At 65.1% G+C, this 15,141-nt stretch carries 16 protein-coding genes; all 16 read left to right on the top strand.

Translation table 11 applies throughout. The features are described from left to right. Nucleotides 1–29: 29 nt before the first annotated feature. The 16 genes from nifH to BLW40_RS01125 all read left to right on the top strand — a co-directional run bounded on the left by nifH (nt 30) and on the right by BLW40_RS01125 (nt 15,128). A complete protein-coding gene (gene nifH, locus BLW40_RS01050; protein WP_074764655.1) occupies nt 30–926 on the top strand; it encodes a nitrogenase iron protein in 897 nt (298 codons plus the stop codon). Nucleotides 927–943: 17 nt separating this feature from the next. Next, nucleotides 944–2,464: a nitrogenase component 1 gene (locus BLW40_RS01055; protein ID WP_074764657.1), complete on the top strand. Its 1,521-nt coding sequence runs from the start codon at nt 944–946 to the stop codon at nt 2,462–2,464. An 18-nt stretch (nt 2,465–2,482) separates the two neighbouring features. Then, nucleotides 2,483–3,853, top strand: coding sequence for a nitrogenase component 1 (locus BLW40_RS01060; protein ID WP_074764659.1), 1,371 nt, complete (start codon nt 2,483–2,485; stop codon nt 3,851–3,853). Between the two features lie 131 nt (nt 3,854–3,984). Next, entirely contained in the window at nt 3,985–5,028 is a 1,044-nt protein-coding gene (locus BLW40_RS01065) for an Ldh family oxidoreductase (protein ID WP_074764660.1), read from the top strand. Beyond that, a complete protein-coding gene (locus BLW40_RS01070) occupies nt 5,025–5,822 on the top strand; it encodes an ABC transporter ATP-binding protein (RefSeq protein ID WP_074764661.1) in 798 nt (265 codons plus the stop codon). Before BLW40_RS01065 ends, BLW40_RS01070 begins: the two co-directional genes overlap by 4 nt. Next, on the top strand, nt 5,822–6,553 hold the full coding sequence (locus BLW40_RS01075) for a succinate dehydrogenase/fumarate reductase iron-sulfur subunit (protein WP_074764662.1): 732 nt from the start codon (nt 5,822–5,824) through the stop codon (nt 6,551–6,553). Before BLW40_RS01070 ends, BLW40_RS01075 begins: the two co-directional genes overlap by 1 nt. Beyond that, nucleotides 6,550–6,867, top strand: a complete 318-nt coding sequence (locus tag BLW40_RS01080) for a succinate dehydrogenase/fumarate reductase transmembrane subunit (RefSeq protein WP_074764663.1) — start codon at nt 6,550–6,552, stop codon at nt 6,865–6,867. Before BLW40_RS01075 ends, BLW40_RS01080 begins: the two co-directional genes overlap by 4 nt. Further along, nucleotides 6,867–7,136, top strand: a complete 270-nt coding sequence (locus tag BLW40_RS17280; protein ID WP_074764664.1) for a succinate dehydrogenase/fumarate reductase transmembrane subunit — start codon at nt 6,867–6,869, stop codon at nt 7,134–7,136. Before BLW40_RS01080 ends, BLW40_RS17280 begins: the two co-directional genes overlap by 1 nt. Next, entirely contained in the window at nt 7,130–8,863 is a 1,734-nt protein-coding gene (locus BLW40_RS01090) for an L-aspartate oxidase (protein WP_074764666.1), read from the top strand. Before BLW40_RS17280 ends, BLW40_RS01090 begins: the two co-directional genes overlap by 7 nt. Continuing rightward, entirely contained in the window at nt 8,860–9,792 is a 933-nt protein-coding gene (locus tag BLW40_RS01095) for a fumarate hydratase (protein ID WP_074764668.1), read from the top strand. Before BLW40_RS01090 ends, BLW40_RS01095 begins: the two co-directional genes overlap by 4 nt. Then, a complete protein-coding gene (locus tag BLW40_RS01100; protein WP_074764670.1) occupies nt 9,789–10,454 on the top strand; it encodes a fumarate hydratase C-terminal domain-containing protein in 666 nt (221 codons plus the stop codon). Before BLW40_RS01095 ends, BLW40_RS01100 begins: the two co-directional genes overlap by 4 nt. Nucleotides 10,455–10,530: 76 nt before the next feature. Continuing rightward, nucleotides 10,531–11,781, top strand: a complete 1,251-nt coding sequence (locus BLW40_RS01105) for a hydroxyacid-oxoacid transhydrogenase (RefSeq protein ID WP_074764672.1) — start codon at nt 10,531–10,533, stop codon at nt 11,779–11,781. A 14-nt stretch (nt 11,782–11,795) separates the two neighbouring features. After that, complete coding sequence (locus BLW40_RS01110) at nt 11,796–12,635, top strand: ABC transporter permease (protein WP_074765063.1); 840 nt, start codon at nt 11,796–11,798, stop codon at nt 12,633–12,635. Beyond that, nucleotides 12,632–12,919 carry a UxaA family hydrolase gene (locus BLW40_RS01115; protein ID WP_074764674.1) on the top strand — a complete coding sequence of 96 codons (288 nt, stop codon included), beginning with the start codon at nt 12,632–12,634 and terminating at the stop codon, nt 12,917–12,919. The genes BLW40_RS01110 and BLW40_RS01115 overlap by 4 nt, the downstream gene beginning before the upstream one ends. A 4-nt stretch (nt 12,920–12,923) precedes the next feature. Then, on the top strand, nt 12,924–14,087 hold the full coding sequence (locus BLW40_RS01120; RefSeq protein ID WP_074764676.1) for a UxaA family hydrolase: 1,164 nt from the start codon (nt 12,924–12,926) through the stop codon (nt 14,085–14,087). Nucleotides 14,088–14,111: 24 nt separating this feature from the next. After that, nucleotides 14,112–15,128 (top strand): ABC transporter substrate-binding protein, encoded by a 1,017-nt coding sequence (locus tag BLW40_RS01125; protein WP_074764678.1) that lies wholly within the window; start codon nt 14,112–14,114, stop codon nt 15,126–15,128. Nucleotides 15,129–15,141: the final 13 nt, after the last annotated feature.

The raw sequence follows: 15,141 nt of genomic DNA on the forward strand, positions 1-15,141 counted from the left end.
GTCTCTCGGTCAGAAGGAAAGATACGGCCATGGGCACGAAGGTCATCAAGCAGATCGCCATCTACGGTAAGGGCGGGATCGGCAAATCGACCACCACGTCGAACATCACGGCCGCGCTGGCCGAGGCCGGATACAAAGTGATGCAGTTCGGCTGCGATCCCAAAAGCGACTCGACCAATACCCTGCGCGGCGGCGATTACATTCCGTCGGTGCTCGACCTGCTGCGGGAAAACGCCCGGGTCGATGCCCATAAAGCGGTGTTCGAAGGCTTTGCCGGGAGCTATTGCGTCGAAGCGGGTGGCCCCCAGCCGGGAGTGGGTTGTGCCGGACGCGGTATCATCAGCGCCTTCCAATTGCTTAAACAGCAAGAGATTTTCGAGGAACTCGACCTCGATATCGTGATTTTCGACGTCCTGGGCGACGTGGTGTGCGGTGGCTTTGCCGTGCCGGTGCGCGAAGGGATCGCCAACCACGTCTTTACCATCTCCTCGTCTGATTTCATGGCGATTTACGCTGCCAACAACCTGTTCAAGGGCATCAAGACCTATTCCGACAAAGGCGGGGCCTTGCTGGGCGGGGTGATCGCCAATTCGATCAACACCGATTTCCAGCGCGCGATCATCGACGATTTCGTCGAGAAGACGCAGACCCAGGTGATCGAATATGTGCCACGGTCGCTGACGGTGACCCAGTCGGAATTGCAGGGCAAAACCACCATCGAGGCAGCCCCAACCTCGGAGCAGGCCCAGATTTATCGTCAACTGGCCCGCAACATCATCGCCCACACGGAATCGAAGGTGCCAAGCCCGCTGGATTCCCAGGAATTGCGCGACTGGTCATCGGATTGGGGCCGTCGCCTGATCGAAGAGGAAACCCGCCCGCGCCGCAAGGCCCGTCCGCGCCGCGCCGCCGCCCTTGCCTCCTGAGTCGAGGAGAATCAGAGATGCCAATCAATCTGAAAACCCCCGTGGTGGAAAGCCGCGAACAGCGTCTTGGCACCATCGTCGGCTGGGACGGCTCCGCTTCGGAGTTGGCCCGGCAATCTGCCTATGCCCGTGGCTGCGGCAGCGGCGAGGGCAAGGGCTGCGGCCAGAAGGCGCGGCGGATTTGCGAACTGGAAGGACCGTTCACCCAGGGCTCGGTCTGCTCCGAGATGATGGTGGAAAATCAGGCCGGTCATATCCTCGACGCGGTGCTGATTCAGCACGCCCCGATCGGCTGCGGCGCCGGTCAGGTGTCCTATAACCTGCGCTTTCGCAACGGCCTCGCCGCCCGCCACAAGCCGGTGCAGAACATCCATCAGATCTGCACCAACCTGACCGAGCGCGACATGGTGTTCGGCGGGGTGGCTAAACTGGAGCAATCGGTGCGCGATGCCTGGGAGCGTCACCACCCCAAGGCGATCTTTATCGGCACCTCCTGCGCCACCGGCATCATCGGCGACGATGTCGATGGGGTCGCCAGCGCCTTCGAGGCCGAGCTTGGTATTCCGGTGATCCCGCTTCATTGCGAAGGCTTCAAATCGAAGCATTGGAGCACCGGATTCGACGCCGCCCAGCACGGCATCCTGCGGCAGATCGTCCGCAAGAACCCGACCCGCAAGCAAGACGATCTCGTCAACGTCATCAATCTGTGGGGTTCGGACGTGTTCTCGCCGATGCTGGCCAATCTCGGCCTACGGGTGAATTACGTCGTCGATCTGGCCAGTATCGAGGATCTGGCCCAGATGTCGGAAGCGGCGGCTACGGTCGGGTTCTGCTACACTCTGTCCTCCTATCTGGCGGCCGGGCTGGAACAGGAATTCGGCGTCCCCGAAATCAAGGCCCCGATGCCCTATGGCATTGCCGGGACCGATGCCTGGCTGCGTGAGATCGGCCGGGTCACCCATCGCGAGGACAAGGCCGAAGCCTTCATCGCCGCCGAGCATGCCCGCATCGCCCCCCGGCTGGCCGATCTGCGCCGCCGCCTGGAGGGACGCAAAGGCTATGTCGCAACCGGGTCGGCCTATTCGCATGGCCTGATCTGCGTGCTGCGCGAGTTGGGAATCGAGGTCAACGGATCGCTGGTGTTCCACCATGACCCGGTCTACGACAGCCAGGACCCGCGCCAGGACACCCTGACCCACCTGATCGACACCTATGGCGACGTGCCGCATTTCAGCGTCGGCAACCGCCAGCAATACCAATTCTATGCGCTGCTCCAGCGGGTCAAACCCGATTTCATCCTGATCCGCCACAACGGTCTGGCTCCGCTGGCCTCGCGGTTGGGAATTCCAGCCATTCCGCTGGGCGACGAACATCATGCGGTCGGCTACCAGGGCATCTTGAATATCGGCGAGTCTGTCCTGAACATCCTGGCCCATCGCAAGTTTCATCTCGACCTCGCCGCTCACACCAAGCTTCCTTACAAGAAATGGTGGCTGGAACAGAAGGATCCCTTTGCCCTGGCGAAGCGCGTCGAATAGAGAAAGAAGACAGCGACCATGACCATTGATCTCAATGACAAACCATTGCCGCCGTTGGTCAAGACCAACTCGATCGAGCAGGTCCGCTATCCTTGTTCGATCGCGGCAATGCATTCGGTGTCGGCGATTCCCCGCGTCATCCCGATCACCCATTGCGGGCCGGGCTGCGCCGACAAACAATTCGTCAATCTGGCGATGTACAATGCCTGGCAGGGCGGCGGCTATGGCGGCGGCGCGGTGGTGCCCAGCACCAACGCTTCCGAACGCGAAGTGGTGTTCGGCGGGGCCGACCGTCTGCGCGAACTGATTGGCGCGACTCAGAATATTCTCGACGCCGATCTGTTCGTGGTGCTGACCGGCTGCATCTCCGATCTGGTCGGCGACGATGTCGGCTCGGTGGTGCGCGAGTTCCGCGATGCCGAAACACCGGTGACCTTTGCCGAAACCGGCGGCTTTAAGGGCAACAATTTCACCGGCCACGAATTGGTCGCCCGCGCCATCATCGACCAATATGTCGGCCCCTATGACGGGCCGAAGCAAGCCGGGCTGGTCAATGTCTGGTCGCTGCTGCCCTATCACAATCCGTTCTGGCGGGGCGATCTGGCCGAGATCAAGCGCATCCTCGAAGGGGCGGGTCTGACCGTCAACATCTTGTTCGGACAGCATTCCGGTGGTGTCGCGGAGTGGAAGACAATTCCCCAGGCCCAGTTCAATCTGGTGCTGTCGCCCTGGCTGGGCCTTGATGTCGCCCGTCACCTTGAACGCACCTACGGCCAGCCGTTCCTGCACGTTCCGGTTCTGCCGATCGGAGCAAAAGCCTGTGCCGACCTGATCCGCAGGGTGGTCGCGTTTGCCGGGCTGGACCCCGCCCCGGCCGAGGCGTTCATCGCCGCCGAGGAGCGCATCTATTACAGCTACCTCGAAGACTTCACCACCTTCTACGCCGAATATTGGTGGGGATTGCCGGCCAAATTCGCGGTGCTGTCCGACAGCACCTACAATCTTGCCCTGACCAAGTTCCTGGTCAACCAGTTGGGGCTGATCCCGGCGCTTCAGATCATCACCGACAATCCGCCGGAAGAGTTTCGTCCGGCGATTGAGGCCGAATACCGCACCATCGCCGAGGATGTCTCGACCGAGGTCGAGTTCGAGGAAGACAGCTACATCATCCATCAGAAACTGCTGCGGACCGATTTCGGCCACAAACCGCCGATCATCTTTGGCACGACCTGGGAACGCGACGTCGCCAAGGGACTGAAGGCCCCGATTGTCGAGGTCACCTTTCCCACCACCTATGAAGTGGTGCTGTCGCGCTCTCATGTCGGCTATCGCGGCGCACTGACCCTGCTGGAGAAGATCTACACCACCATCGTCAGCGCCTCGGCCTGATCGCGATTCCCCCGTGTCTCTAATCCCGACTGGGCGGAGAAACGGGGGATTCCCCATAAACCCATTAAATCTATTTACTAACCATATTAGTGTGGATTAATCTCCGCGGCCTCATCACTGAGGCATCACGTATGAGCCACACATCGCCGATTTCTCCCCCGCCCGCCGCTCTCACCCTACCTGCGGGCACGCTGGAACGATGGACCCAGGGCATTCTGAGCCGCGTCGGCCTCTCGGACGAAGACGCCGCGCTGGCGGCGGCGGGGCTGATCGATGCCGACCGGCGCGGCTATGCCACCCACGGCATCGCCCGGCTCGATGCCTATGTGACCCGGTTGCAAAGCGGAGAAATCAACCCCACCCCCCGCCTCGCCATCACCGATCAGGCCGGTGTGCTGTCGATAGATGGCGACCTTGGGCTGGGGCTAGCGGTGGGGGTCCGCAGCATTGATGCTGCGCTGTCCCACCTGGACGGCAAGGCGGCACAGATTTTTCTGTTAAGGCGCTCCGGACATCTGGGCGCGCTCGGCTTTTACGTCCGCCGCGCCGCTCTGGCCGGAAAGGTCGCCCTGCTGGCCCAGGTGTCGCAACCGATCATGGCCCCGCCAGGGTCTTTGGCCCCGGCCATCGGTAACAATCCGATCGCGCTCGCCGCGCCGATGCAGGACGGCCCGCCGCTGGTCATCGATCTGTCGTGCAGCCGGGTTGCGCGCGGCAACGTCTTTCTCGCCGCCCGCACTGGAAGTCCGATCCCCGAAGATTGGGCAATCGGGCGCGACGGGACCCCCACCACCGACCCGGCCGAGGCTCTGCTGGGCGCGATGCTGCCGATGGGCGATCACAAGGGTCTGGCCCTGGCGATGCTGGTTCAGGTTCTGGCAGGCAGCCTGACCGGCACCGAGCCTCACAGCGGCGTCAGCAAGGGGGTTGCGATCGAGGTCGGCGCGTTCGGACTTGTCATCGATCCCGACCGTCTGGTCGGGCGCGCCGCCTTTGACACTCACATCGAGCGCTGGACCAACCGCTATCGCGCTGCCGTCGGCTCGAACGGCCGACTGCCCGGGCGGGGCGACCCCGCCGACCTCGTGACATTGCCTCCCTCCATCCGGGACGAACTGGCCAATCTGGGCGCGACGTTCGGACTTCCCCTCCCGTCAGGAACGAACCTCTCATGACGACTGACACGGCCCCCCCGCTGCTGCGGGTCGAAGGCGTAACCCTGCAATACCAGACCACTGCCGAACTGGTCACCGCGACGTGGCGGGTCGATTTCGAGGCGCGGCGAGGCGAGCGTCTGGTCCTGCTCGGCCCGTCGGGCTGCGGCAAATCGACCTTGCTGAAATGCGTCGGCGGCTTCATCGCCCCGGTCGAGGGCCGCGTCACCCTGGCCGGGCGCGAGGTCACCGCTCCCGGCCCGGACCGGATGGTGGTGTTCCAGGAATTCGACCAATTGCTGCCGTGGAAAACGGTGCGCCAAAACATCGAATTCCCTTTGCGTCAGGTCAAGAACGGCCTGAGCGCCTCGGCCGTGCACGACCGGGCGCAACGGCTGATCGACAAGGTCGGTCTGTCCCACTTCGCCGACCACTTCCCCCATCATCTGTCGGGAGGGATGAAGCAGCGGGTCGCCATCGCCCGCGCCATGGCGATGGAGCCGGAAATCCTGCTGATGGACGAGCCGTTCGCCTCGCTCGATGCGCTGACGCGACGGCGGATGCAAGACGAGTTGCTGGCACTGTGGGCCGACACCCGCTTCACCATGTTGTTCGTCACCCACTCGATCGAAGAAGCGATCATCGTCGGCAGCCGGATCGTCGTGCTGTCGCCCCATCCCGGCCGGGTCCGCGCCGTGCTTGATGCCCGCACCGCCGCGGGCGAGATTCTGGGCGAGGCCGCCGCCCGCGCCCTGAACGAGGAAATCAGCACGATGCTGTTCTCGCAACGCTTTGAAAACGGCGGTGGCATCTGATGGCAGACGATGCGGCCTCACCACCTTTGACCGTCGCGATCTGGCGCGGCGACGCGCGCAAAGGCAGCCTTGTCTCCTATCGCGTTCCCAACCGTCCGGGTCAGACGATCCTGGACGTGCTGACCTGGGTCCAGCGCACCGCCGAGCCCGGCCTCGCCTATCGCTTCGCCTGCCGGGTGGGAATGTGCGGATCGTGCGCGCTGACGATCAACGGCCTGCCCCGCTGGGCCTGCCGCACCCGCGCCGAAGCGGTGGCCCGTGACAACCGGATCGAGATCAGGCCGTTGCGCCATTTCCCGGTGATCCGCGATCTGGTCGCCGATGTCGAAGCCTTTTTCGAGCGCTGGCAGCGGGCGTTCGGCCGCTTCGGTCCGAGCGGTCCCGAAGCCACTGATTTCGCCCGGATTGCTCCCGACGATCCCGACCGGCGCGCCGCCGACGCGGCGATCGAATGCATCGGCTGCGGCATCTGCTTTGCCGCCTGCGACACGGTGGGAGCCAATCCCGATTATCTGGGACCGGCCGCGCTCAACCGGGCCTGGGCCGCGCACAATGACAGCCGCGACGATCGCCGCGCCCATCTGCGGGCAGCGGTCCAGAATGGCGGCGCCCATACCTGCCATTCGCAGGGAAGTTGCCGCCGGGTTTGCCCGGTCGGACGCGATCTGACCCGATCGATTGCCGGACTGAAGCGCAAGAGTCTGACCGCCGCGCTGAAGGGGAAATTATGACCGAGTTTCGCCTCTACCTGATCCAGCGCGTGACCGCTGCCTTGCTGCTCGGGCTGGGGCTGGTCCATCTCGGAACGATCCTGTCGGCAACCGAGGCCCCGCTCTCCGCCGCTGACATTCTGGCCCGGACCCGCGCCTCGGCGCTGTGGCCGATTTTCTATGGCGTGTTCGTTCTGGCCGCCGCGACCCATGCCGCGATTGGGCTGCGGACCATCGCCCGCGAATGGCTGGGGTGGCGGCGCGATATCTGGGTGATGGCGCTGTGGCTGGCTCTGACCGGGCTTGGCCTGCGCGCGGTGTGGGGGATCGCCTGATGTCGAACCGTCCTTTGCGATCGCATCGGGATCATCCCGGCTGGTGGGCCTATCTGCTTCACCGCCTGTCGGGCTTGGTCATTGCTCTGTTTCTACCGCTGCATTTCCTCGCTCTCGGGCTGGCACTCGACGCCGCCATGCTCGACGACTTTCTCGATTGGACCCACGCCCCGCTGGTGCGGGTCACCGAAATTGTTTTGGTTGTCGCCCTGATCGCCCACCTGATCGGTGGGGCACGATTGCTGCTGCGCGAGGTCTGGCCATGGTGAGAGCGCCCGTCGAGACCCTGTCGGTCGATGTGCTGATTTTGGGCGCGGGCGGGGCTGGTCTGTTGGCCGCGCTTCATTGCCACGATGGAGCCCCGGAGTTGAAGATCGCGATTGCGGTCAAGGGGCTGCTGGGCAAAAGCGGCTGCACCCGGATGGTTCAGGGCGGCTATAACGTCGCGCTCGATCCGGCGGATTCGGTCGAACGCCATTTCATGGATACGATCGAGGGCGGGCAGTGGCTCAACGACCAGGACCTGGCCTGGACCCTGGTCACCGGGGCGATTGAGCGGGTCCGCGAGTTGGAAAACCGCTGGGGCTGCTTCTTCGACCGCACCGCCGACGGGCGGGTCCATCAAAAAGCCTTTGCCGGTCAGAGCTTCGACCGCACCGTTCACAAGGGCAGCCTGACCGGGATCGAGATCGTCAATCGCTTGGCCGAACAGGTGTGGGCGCGGCCGATCCAGCGGCTGGAGGAGCATCGCGCCCTGGCCCTGCTGCCCGCCGCCGGGGGCGAGGGGATCGCCGGAGCCCTGCTGCTCGATATCCGCCAGGGCGTGTTCCGGCTGGTCCGGGCCCAGGCCGTGCTGCTCGCCACCGGGGCCGGGCCGTCGATGTACCGCTATCACACCCCCTCGGGCGATAAGAGCACCGACGGGCTGGCGATGGCGCTCCGGCTGGGCTTGCCCCTGCGCGACATGGAGATGGTCCAGTTCCACCCGACCGGGCTGGCGCTGGGCGCCCACACCCGCGCCACCGGCACGATCATCGAAGAGGGCTTGCGCGGCACGGGCGGCCACCTGCTGCGGGCCGATGGGTCCCGCTTCATGGCCGAATACGATCCCCGCGCCGAGCGGGCCACCCGCGATATCGTCAGCCGGGCGATGGAAGCGGAAATGCGCCGGGGCAACACCGGCCCCCAGGGTGGGCTGTTCCTGTCGATGGCCCATCTCGATCCAGAGATGGTGCGGCGCGACTTTAGGGGAATGGTCGATCGCTGCGCCGATCTCGGCTTCGATCTGGTCGGGGGCCGGGTCGAGGTGACACCGACCGCGCATTATCTGATGGGCGGCGTGACCTTCCGCCCCGACGGCTCGACCGAATTCCCTGGCCTCTACGCCGCCGGAGAGGATACCGGCGGCGTTCACGGTGCCAACCGACTGGGCGGCAACGGCGTTGCCAATTCGACGGTGTTCGGTGGCATCGCGGGCGACACCATCGCCCGTGAGGTCAAGCCGTCGCAGCCCCCGCCCGACCTGGATCGCAGCGTGCTGGAGGCGGCTATTTCCGCCGCCCTTCGCCCGCTGGAAAGCCTGCCGGGAGACCTCTACGGCCTGCGTGACCGTCTGCTTGACCTGATGTGGGACAAGGTCGGAATCGTCCGCGACCGCACCGGGCTGGAGCAGGCGTTGAGCGAATTGGACGATTTCGCCGCCGAGATTGCCGAGATCGGCCTGCTCGGCGGTACTCACTTCAATCAGACCTGGCAGGACCGGATCAATATCGAGAACCAGATCCTGGTGTCGCGGGCGATTACCGCCGCTGCACTCGCCCGCGAAAATTCGCGCGGAGCTCATTTCCGCGCCGATCACCCCGAGCCCGGAACGCTGGAGCACAGCGCTCACACCCTGGTCCGGCTGGACGGCAAAAGCCTGACCGTCTCGACCCGCCCGGTTGCCTTCTCCCGGGTCCGTCCCGGACAGACGCTGGTGACAGAGGGCCGGGCATGAGTATCGCGATCGACCGAATCGAGCCTGTCGCCGCCGAATTGATGCGGCGCGCCGCCATCGACATTCCCGACGATGTCCGCGCCGGAATCGCCCGGATGGCGCAGACGGAGGCCGAGCCGCTGTCACGCTTCGTGCTGGAGGCGCTGCTGGAGAATTGGCAGGCGGCGGAACAGGATCGTCGGGCGATGTGCGCCGATACCGGCCTACCGCGCTGGTACGTCAAGCTCGGCAACGAGGCACGGATCGAAGGCGGCTGCGTCGCGCTGGAACGGGCGCTGCGCCGCGCCACCGCTTCGGCGACCGAGACCATTCCGCTTCGCCCCAACCGGGTTCATCCGCTGACCCGCCAGGATTCCAACAGCAATGTCGGCATCCTGGCCCCCGAAATCGACTACAGCGTCGAACCCGCGGCCGATTGGGTCGATCTGATCGCGGTGCATAAAGGCGGGTTGTTCGGCACCGATTGGCGGATGCTGTTTCCCGGCGACGGTATCGACGGCATCAAACGGTTCTTCCTCGATTGCCTGCTCCAGTTCGGACGGCGCGGGCTGGCCTGCCAACCGGCGATTCTGGGGGTGGGAATCGGCGGCTCGAAAGACACCTGCATGACGATCGGCAAACAGGCGGCGTGCCTGCGGGTGGTCGGCAGCCGCCATCCCGATCCGGCGGTGGCCGGGCTGGAAGACGAGTTGCTGGCGCTGGCCAATGCCAGCGGGATCGGACCGATGGGCTTTGTCGGCAGTTCGATGGCGATCGATTGCCATATCGAGATCGCCCACACCCACACTGGCGGAATGCCGGTCAGCGTCCATGCCTTTTGCCTGTCGTCGCGTCGGGCGGTGGCGCGGCTTTACGATGACGGACGGGTGGAATACCGCACCGATCCCGACTGGTTCACCCCCTATCATCGGCGGGAGGGCGAAGAATGAGTCTGCGCCATGTCACTTTGACCCTGCCCGCCAGCGACGAAGCCCTGGCGGCGCTGCGGGTCGGCGATGTCGTCACCCTGTCCGGCGTGCTCTATACCGGGCGCGAAGGGCTATACCGCCGTCTACTCGACCAGAAGATCGCGCCGCCGGTCGATCTGCGCACCCTGTCCAACGCCAATTTCCACTGCTCGCCCGCCGCCGCCTTGCCGCCGAGTGGAGAGCCACAGGTCGGCGCGGTGACCGCCACCGCCAGCTTTCGCTTTTCCCACTGGCTGGAGAGCTGGTTCGCTCTGTCGGGCTGCCGGGTGATGATCGGCAAGGGCGGAATGAGCGAGCGCGATTATCGCGACCATTTCGTTCCCAACCGGGCGATCTATCTGACCACGATCGGCTATGGCACCGGCGCTCTGTTGGGGCGGGGGATCAAGCGGATACCCGCCGTCTACTGGCACGACGAACTGGGGCTGGCGCAGGCGATCTGGGTGCTGGAAGTCGAAGCGTTCGGGCCGTTCCTGGTCGAATGCGACCTGAGCGGAGCCAGCCTGTTCGCCGGAATGGACCGCGCCATCGCCGAACGGGTCGAGGCGCTCTATTCCGGGTTGAAGCCCCCTGCCCTCGGCCGCTATGGCGAGGCGATCGACCGCCGAAAAGAGATCGTCTGAACCGAGGTCAGCGCGGTTTCCCTGGACCACCGCGCCCGAATAATCTACAAACTACTAGCTTTGTGATAAGTAGATAATGACTCACGAACACGCTTTCTCCCTTCACGTCCCCGATCTGGTTTTCGGACGGGGTGCCCTCGCCGAAGTCGGTGAGCATGCCCGCGCCCTGGGGCTGACCCGGGTGCTGCTGGTGACCGACCGCACCCTCCGCCCGCTTGCCCCCGTCACCCGCGTCGAAACCGCGCTGCGGGATGCCGGGATCGAGGTGATCCTCCACGATTTCGTTGCGATCGAGCCGACCGAATCCGCGATCGACCGCGCCGGAGCGGCCGGGCAGATACACGGCATCGACGGCTTTATCTCGGTCGGCGGCGGGTCCAGCATCGATACCGCCAAGGGGGCCAATCTGCTGGTGTCGCGCGGGGGACGGATCGCCGATTTCCTGCCGCCGCCGCTGGGAGCCGGGCGAACGCTGGGCGGGGGTCCACTGCTGCCCCACATTGCTTGCCCGACCACCTTCGGTACCGCCGCCGAGACCACCGGAATCGTGGCCTTTGCCCTCGATCACGGGCGCGGCAAGACCACCCTGACCGGAGCGCCGTTGCGGCCCAGCCTCGGCCTGCTCGACCCCACCGCGCTGCTGACCCTGCCGCCGATGGTGCTGGCCGCCAATGCGTTCGATCTGCTGTCCCATGCGATCGAGAGCGAAACCGCCCGCCCCTTCGAGTCCCGCCCCGCCCCCGCCGATCCCGCTCGCCGTCCGGTGACCCAGGGAGCCAACCCCTTCGCCAGCCTGGGCTGCCGGGAAGCAATCCGCCTCGTCGCGGGGGCGCTGGGTCCGGCGCTCGACGATCCGACCGATATCGAGTCCCGCGAACAATTGATGCGGGCCGGGCTGCTGGCCGGAACGGTGTTCGGGATGTCGGGCAACCATCTGCCCCACGCGCTGTCCTATCCGATCTCGACCCTGGCCCATCGCTGGACCGCCCCGGATTATCCCGACGACCATCCGTTTCTGCCCCACGGTTTGAGCGTCGCCCTGGCCGCGCCCGCCGTGTTCCGCCACCTCGAACGACGGCTGCCCGACCGCTTTGCCCCGGTCGCCCGCGCCCTTGCCACCGACTCGGTCGCCGATGCGCTGATCGCGCTGATGCGCCGCGCCGGACTGCCGAACGGGCTGACCGCGATTGGTCTCAGCGACGAACACCACCCGGCCCTGGTCGAGGGAGCGCTGGCGCAACGTCGCCTGATCGACAATGCCCCGCTGACGCCCACCGCCGCCGACCTTGCCGCGATCCTGGCCGACGCCCGGCGTTACTGGTCCTGATGATGGAGTCCCCGATGACCGACAGCACCCTGGCGTTCGATCCTTCGGCAATTGCGGTCCGTCCGCTGTCGCCCTGGACCCGCCTGTGGAATATCACCGCCTTTCGCCGGGGAACGATCCTGGTGCTGCTGGCCCTGGTCTGGGAGGGCTATGGCCGCCTCGCCAACAACCCGCTGATGTTTCCCACCTTCACCGACACAGCCGTCGCCTTTTACGACGCCCTGGTCCACGGCACCTTGCTGAAGAAGTCGCAGACCTCGCTTGAGGTGCTGCTGATGGGCTATGGCATCGGCAGCGCGATCGCCCTGGTTCTGGCCGGACTGGCCGCCTCGACCCGGATCGGCGAAGACGTACTGGCAACGCTGACCGCGATGTTCAACCCACTGCCCGCGATTGCCTTGCTGCCGCTGGCGTTGCTGTGGTTCGGGCTGGGAACTCCCTCGCTGCTGTTCGTGCTGGTCCATGCCGTGCTGTGGCCGCTGGCGCTGAACGCTTCGGCCGGGTTCTCGTCGGTGCCGGAAACGCTGCGGATGGCCGGGCGCAATTACGGCCTGACCGGCTGGCGCTATATCGCCCTGATCCTGATCCCCGCCGCCTTCCCGGCAATTCTGACCGGGCTGAAAGTCGGCTGGGCCTTTGCCTGGCGCACCCTGATCGCCGCCGAACTGGTGTTCGGGGTCGCCTCGGGGTCGGGCGGATTGGGCTGGTTCATCTTCGAAAACAAGAACCGGCTGGAGACCGCCTCGGTTTTCGCCGGTCTCGGCACCGTCATCATCATCGGCCTGCTGGTCGAGAGTCTGGTGTTTCGCGTCATCGAGCGACACACCATCCGCAAATGGGGAATGCAACGATGAGTACACCCGATTTCCTGGTCCACCACGCCGCCGATTCGGTCGGGGTGGTGACGGTCGAGACCGTTCAGCCTGGCCAGACCCTGACCGGCTGGGTGATGGATACCGACCAGACCGTCACCATCGCCGCGCTCGACGCTATTCCGCTCGGCCACAAGATCGCTCTGGCCGACATCGCCGAGGACGACACCGTGCTGAAATACGGCCACGACATCGGCCGGGCGGTCCTGCCGGTCCGACGCGGCGGACACGTCCATGTCCATAACCTCAAGACCAAGCGGTGGTAGGAAAATGAGCAAGAGCTTCTGGGGCTACCGCCGCGAGAACGGCCGGGTCGGCGTGCGCAATCATGTCATCATCCTGCCGCTTGACGATCTGTCGAACGCCGCCAGCGAGGCGGTCGCCCATGCCATCAAGGGCACCCTGGCCCTGCCCCACCCCTATGGCCGACTGCAATTCGGGGCCGATCTGGCGCTGCATTTCCGCACCCTGATCGGGACCGGAGCCAATCCCAACGTCGCCGCCGTGGTGGTGATCGGGATCGAGCCGGGCTGGACCCAGCGGGTCGTCGATGGCATCGCCAAGACCGGCAAGCCGGTCGCGGGCTTCTCGATCGAGGGCAATGGCGACATCGCCACCATTGCCGCCGCATCGCGTGCCGCCAAGGATTTCGTCCAGTGGGCGAGCGAAAAGCGGCGCGAGCAGACCGGAATCGAGGAATTGTGGGTCTCGGTCAAATGCGGCGAATCCGATACCACGTCGGGATTGGCGGCCAATCCGACCGTCGGCGATTTCCTCGACAAGGTCGATGCGCTGGGCGCGACCACCTGCTTTGGCGAGACGTCGGAACTGACCGGGGCCGAGCAGGTTTGCGCCACCCGCGCCGCCACCCCGGAGGTTGCCGCGAAGTTTCTCGCCACCTGGGGGGCCTATAACGACTTCATCCTCGCCAACAAGACCGACGATCTGTCCGAGAGCCAGCCGACCAAGGGCAATATCGAAGGCGGGCTGTCGACGATCGAGGAAAAGGCGTTCGGCAATTTCCAGAAAATCGGCAAGAACGCCCGCTTCATCGACGTGCTGGAACCGGCCGAACCCCCGGCGAAGGGGCCTGGGCTCTATTTCATGGACACCTCGTCGGCGGCGGCGGAATGCGTGACCTTGCAGGCGGCGGCGGGCTTTGCCGTCCATCTGTTCCCCACCGGCCAGGGCAACGTGATTGGTAACCCGATCGTCCCGGTGGTCAAGATCACCGCCAATCCCCGCACCGTCCGCACCATGGCCGAGCATATCGACCATGACGTCAGCGGGCTGTTGCGGCGCGAACTCAGCCTCGATCAGGCCGGCGACCAGTTGCTCGACCTGACGCTCCGCACCGCCAATGGCCGCCTGACCGCCGCCGAGGCGCTGGGCCATCGCGAATTCGTCCTGACCAAATTGTATCGCAGCGCCTGACCCCCACCTCACAGGAGACACGGCATGAGTCCGCTCAATCGTCTGCGCCTCGGCGCGCTTGCATTGTTATCCGGCCTGATCCTGGCCGGTGGCCCCGCCACCGCCGAGGTCAAGGAATTGCGCGTCAGCCAGCAATTCGGCATCGGCTATCTGCCGCTTCAGATTGCCCGCAACAAGGGGCTGTTCGAAAAGCACGCCAAGGCGCTCGGACTTGATGATCTGAAGGTCAGCTTCGTGACGCTGGGCGGCGGATCATCGACCAACGACGCCCTGCTGTCCGACAGCATCGACATCGGCACCGGCGGCGTCGGGCCGTTCCTGACCGTCTGGGGCAAGACCCGCGGCAATCTCGACGTCAAGGGCATCGCCGCGATCAGCGCGATGCCGATTGCCCTCGTCACCACCAACCCGGCGATAAAGACCCTGGCCGACTTTACCGACAAGGATCGCATCGCCCTGCCGTCGGTGAAGACCTCGATCCAGGCGGTGACCTTGCAGATCGCCGTCGAGAAGGCGTTCGGCGTAGGCCACCACGAGAAGCTCGACGGGATCACCGTCTCTGTCAAGCATCCCGACGCCTATGCCGCGCTGGCCTCGGGCAAATCCGAGATCACCGCCCATTTCGGCGGCCCGCCCTTCCAGCAATTGGAACTGGCGCTGCCCAACGGCCACAAGATCACCGATTCCTATGAAGCGCTGGACGGTCCGGTCAGCTTCAATATCGCCTGGGCCAAGAAATCGTTCCACGACGCCAACCCGAAGGCGATTGCGGCCTTTATCGCCGCGCTCGACGAGGCCAATGCCTTGATCCGGGCCAATCCGGCCGAGGCGGCGAAGATTCACCTGATCGAGGAAAAGAGCACGGCGGACGAGGCGCTGGTGCTGTCGATCATCACCGACCCGGCCTCGAAATTCACCATCGCCCCGCTGAACACCACCAAGTATGCCGACTTCCTGGCCCGGACCGGACAGATCAAGTCGCGGCCCGACAGTTGGAAGGATCTGTTCTTCGCCGACATCCACGCCGAACCCGGTTCGTGATCGGCGCGATTGC

This window comes from Magnetospirillum fulvum, assembly GCF_900108475.1.
Lineage (GTDB): Bacteria > Pseudomonadota > Alphaproteobacteria > Rhodospirillales > Magnetospirillaceae > Phaeospirillum > Phaeospirillum fulvum_A.

Bases quoted from the DNA above. Each gene is read 5' to 3' on its own strand.
- nifH (WP_074764655.1), top strand. From the start codon at position 30: ATGGGCACGAAGGTCATCAAGCAGATCGCCATCTACGGTAAGGGCGGG.
- BLW40_RS01080 (WP_074764663.1), top strand. From the start codon at position 6,550: ATGACCGAGTTTCGCCTCTACCTGATCCAGCGCGTGACCGCTGCCTTG.
- BLW40_RS01060 (WP_074764659.1), top strand. From the start codon at position 2,483: ATGACCATTGATCTCAATGACAAACCATTGCCGCCGTTGGTCAAGACC.
- BLW40_RS01115 (WP_074764674.1), top strand. From the start codon at position 12,632: ATGAGTACACCCGATTTCCTGGTCCACCACGCCGCCGATTCGGTCGGG.
- BLW40_RS01095 (WP_074764668.1), top strand. From the start codon at position 8,860: ATGAGTATCGCGATCGACCGAATCGAGCCTGTCGCCGCCGAATTGATG.
- BLW40_RS01105 (WP_074764672.1), top strand. From the start codon at position 10,531: ATGACTCACGAACACGCTTTCTCCCTTCACGTCCCCGATCTGGTTTTC.
- BLW40_RS01100 (WP_074764670.1), top strand. From the start codon at position 9,789: ATGAGTCTGCGCCATGTCACTTTGACCCTGCCCGCCAGCGACGAAGCC.
- BLW40_RS01120 (WP_074764676.1), top strand. From the start codon at position 12,924: ATGAGCAAGAGCTTCTGGGGCTACCGCCGCGAGAACGGCCGGGTCGGC.
- BLW40_RS01070 (WP_074764661.1), top strand. From the start codon at position 5,025: ATGACGACTGACACGGCCCCCCCGCTGCTGCGGGTCGAAGGCGTAACC.
- BLW40_RS01075 (WP_074764662.1), top strand. From the start codon at position 5,822: ATGGCAGACGATGCGGCCTCACCACCTTTGACCGTCGCGATCTGGCGC.
- BLW40_RS01065 (WP_074764660.1), top strand. From the start codon at position 3,985: ATGAGCCACACATCGCCGATTTCTCCCCCGCCCGCCGCTCTCACCCTA.
- BLW40_RS01110 (WP_074765063.1), top strand. From the start codon at position 11,796: ATGACCGACAGCACCCTGGCGTTCGATCCTTCGGCAATTGCGGTCCGT.
- BLW40_RS01090 (WP_074764666.1), top strand. From the start codon at position 7,130: ATGGTGAGAGCGCCCGTCGAGACCCTGTCGGTCGATGTGCTGATTTTG.
- BLW40_RS01055 (WP_074764657.1), top strand. From the start codon at position 944: ATGCCAATCAATCTGAAAACCCCCGTGGTGGAAAGCCGCGAACAGCGT.
- BLW40_RS17280 (WP_074764664.1), top strand. From the start codon at position 6,867: ATGTCGAACCGTCCTTTGCGATCGCATCGGGATCATCCCGGCTGGTGG.
- BLW40_RS01125 (WP_074764678.1), top strand. From the start codon at position 14,112: ATGAGTCCGCTCAATCGTCTGCGCCTCGGCGCGCTTGCATTGTTATCC.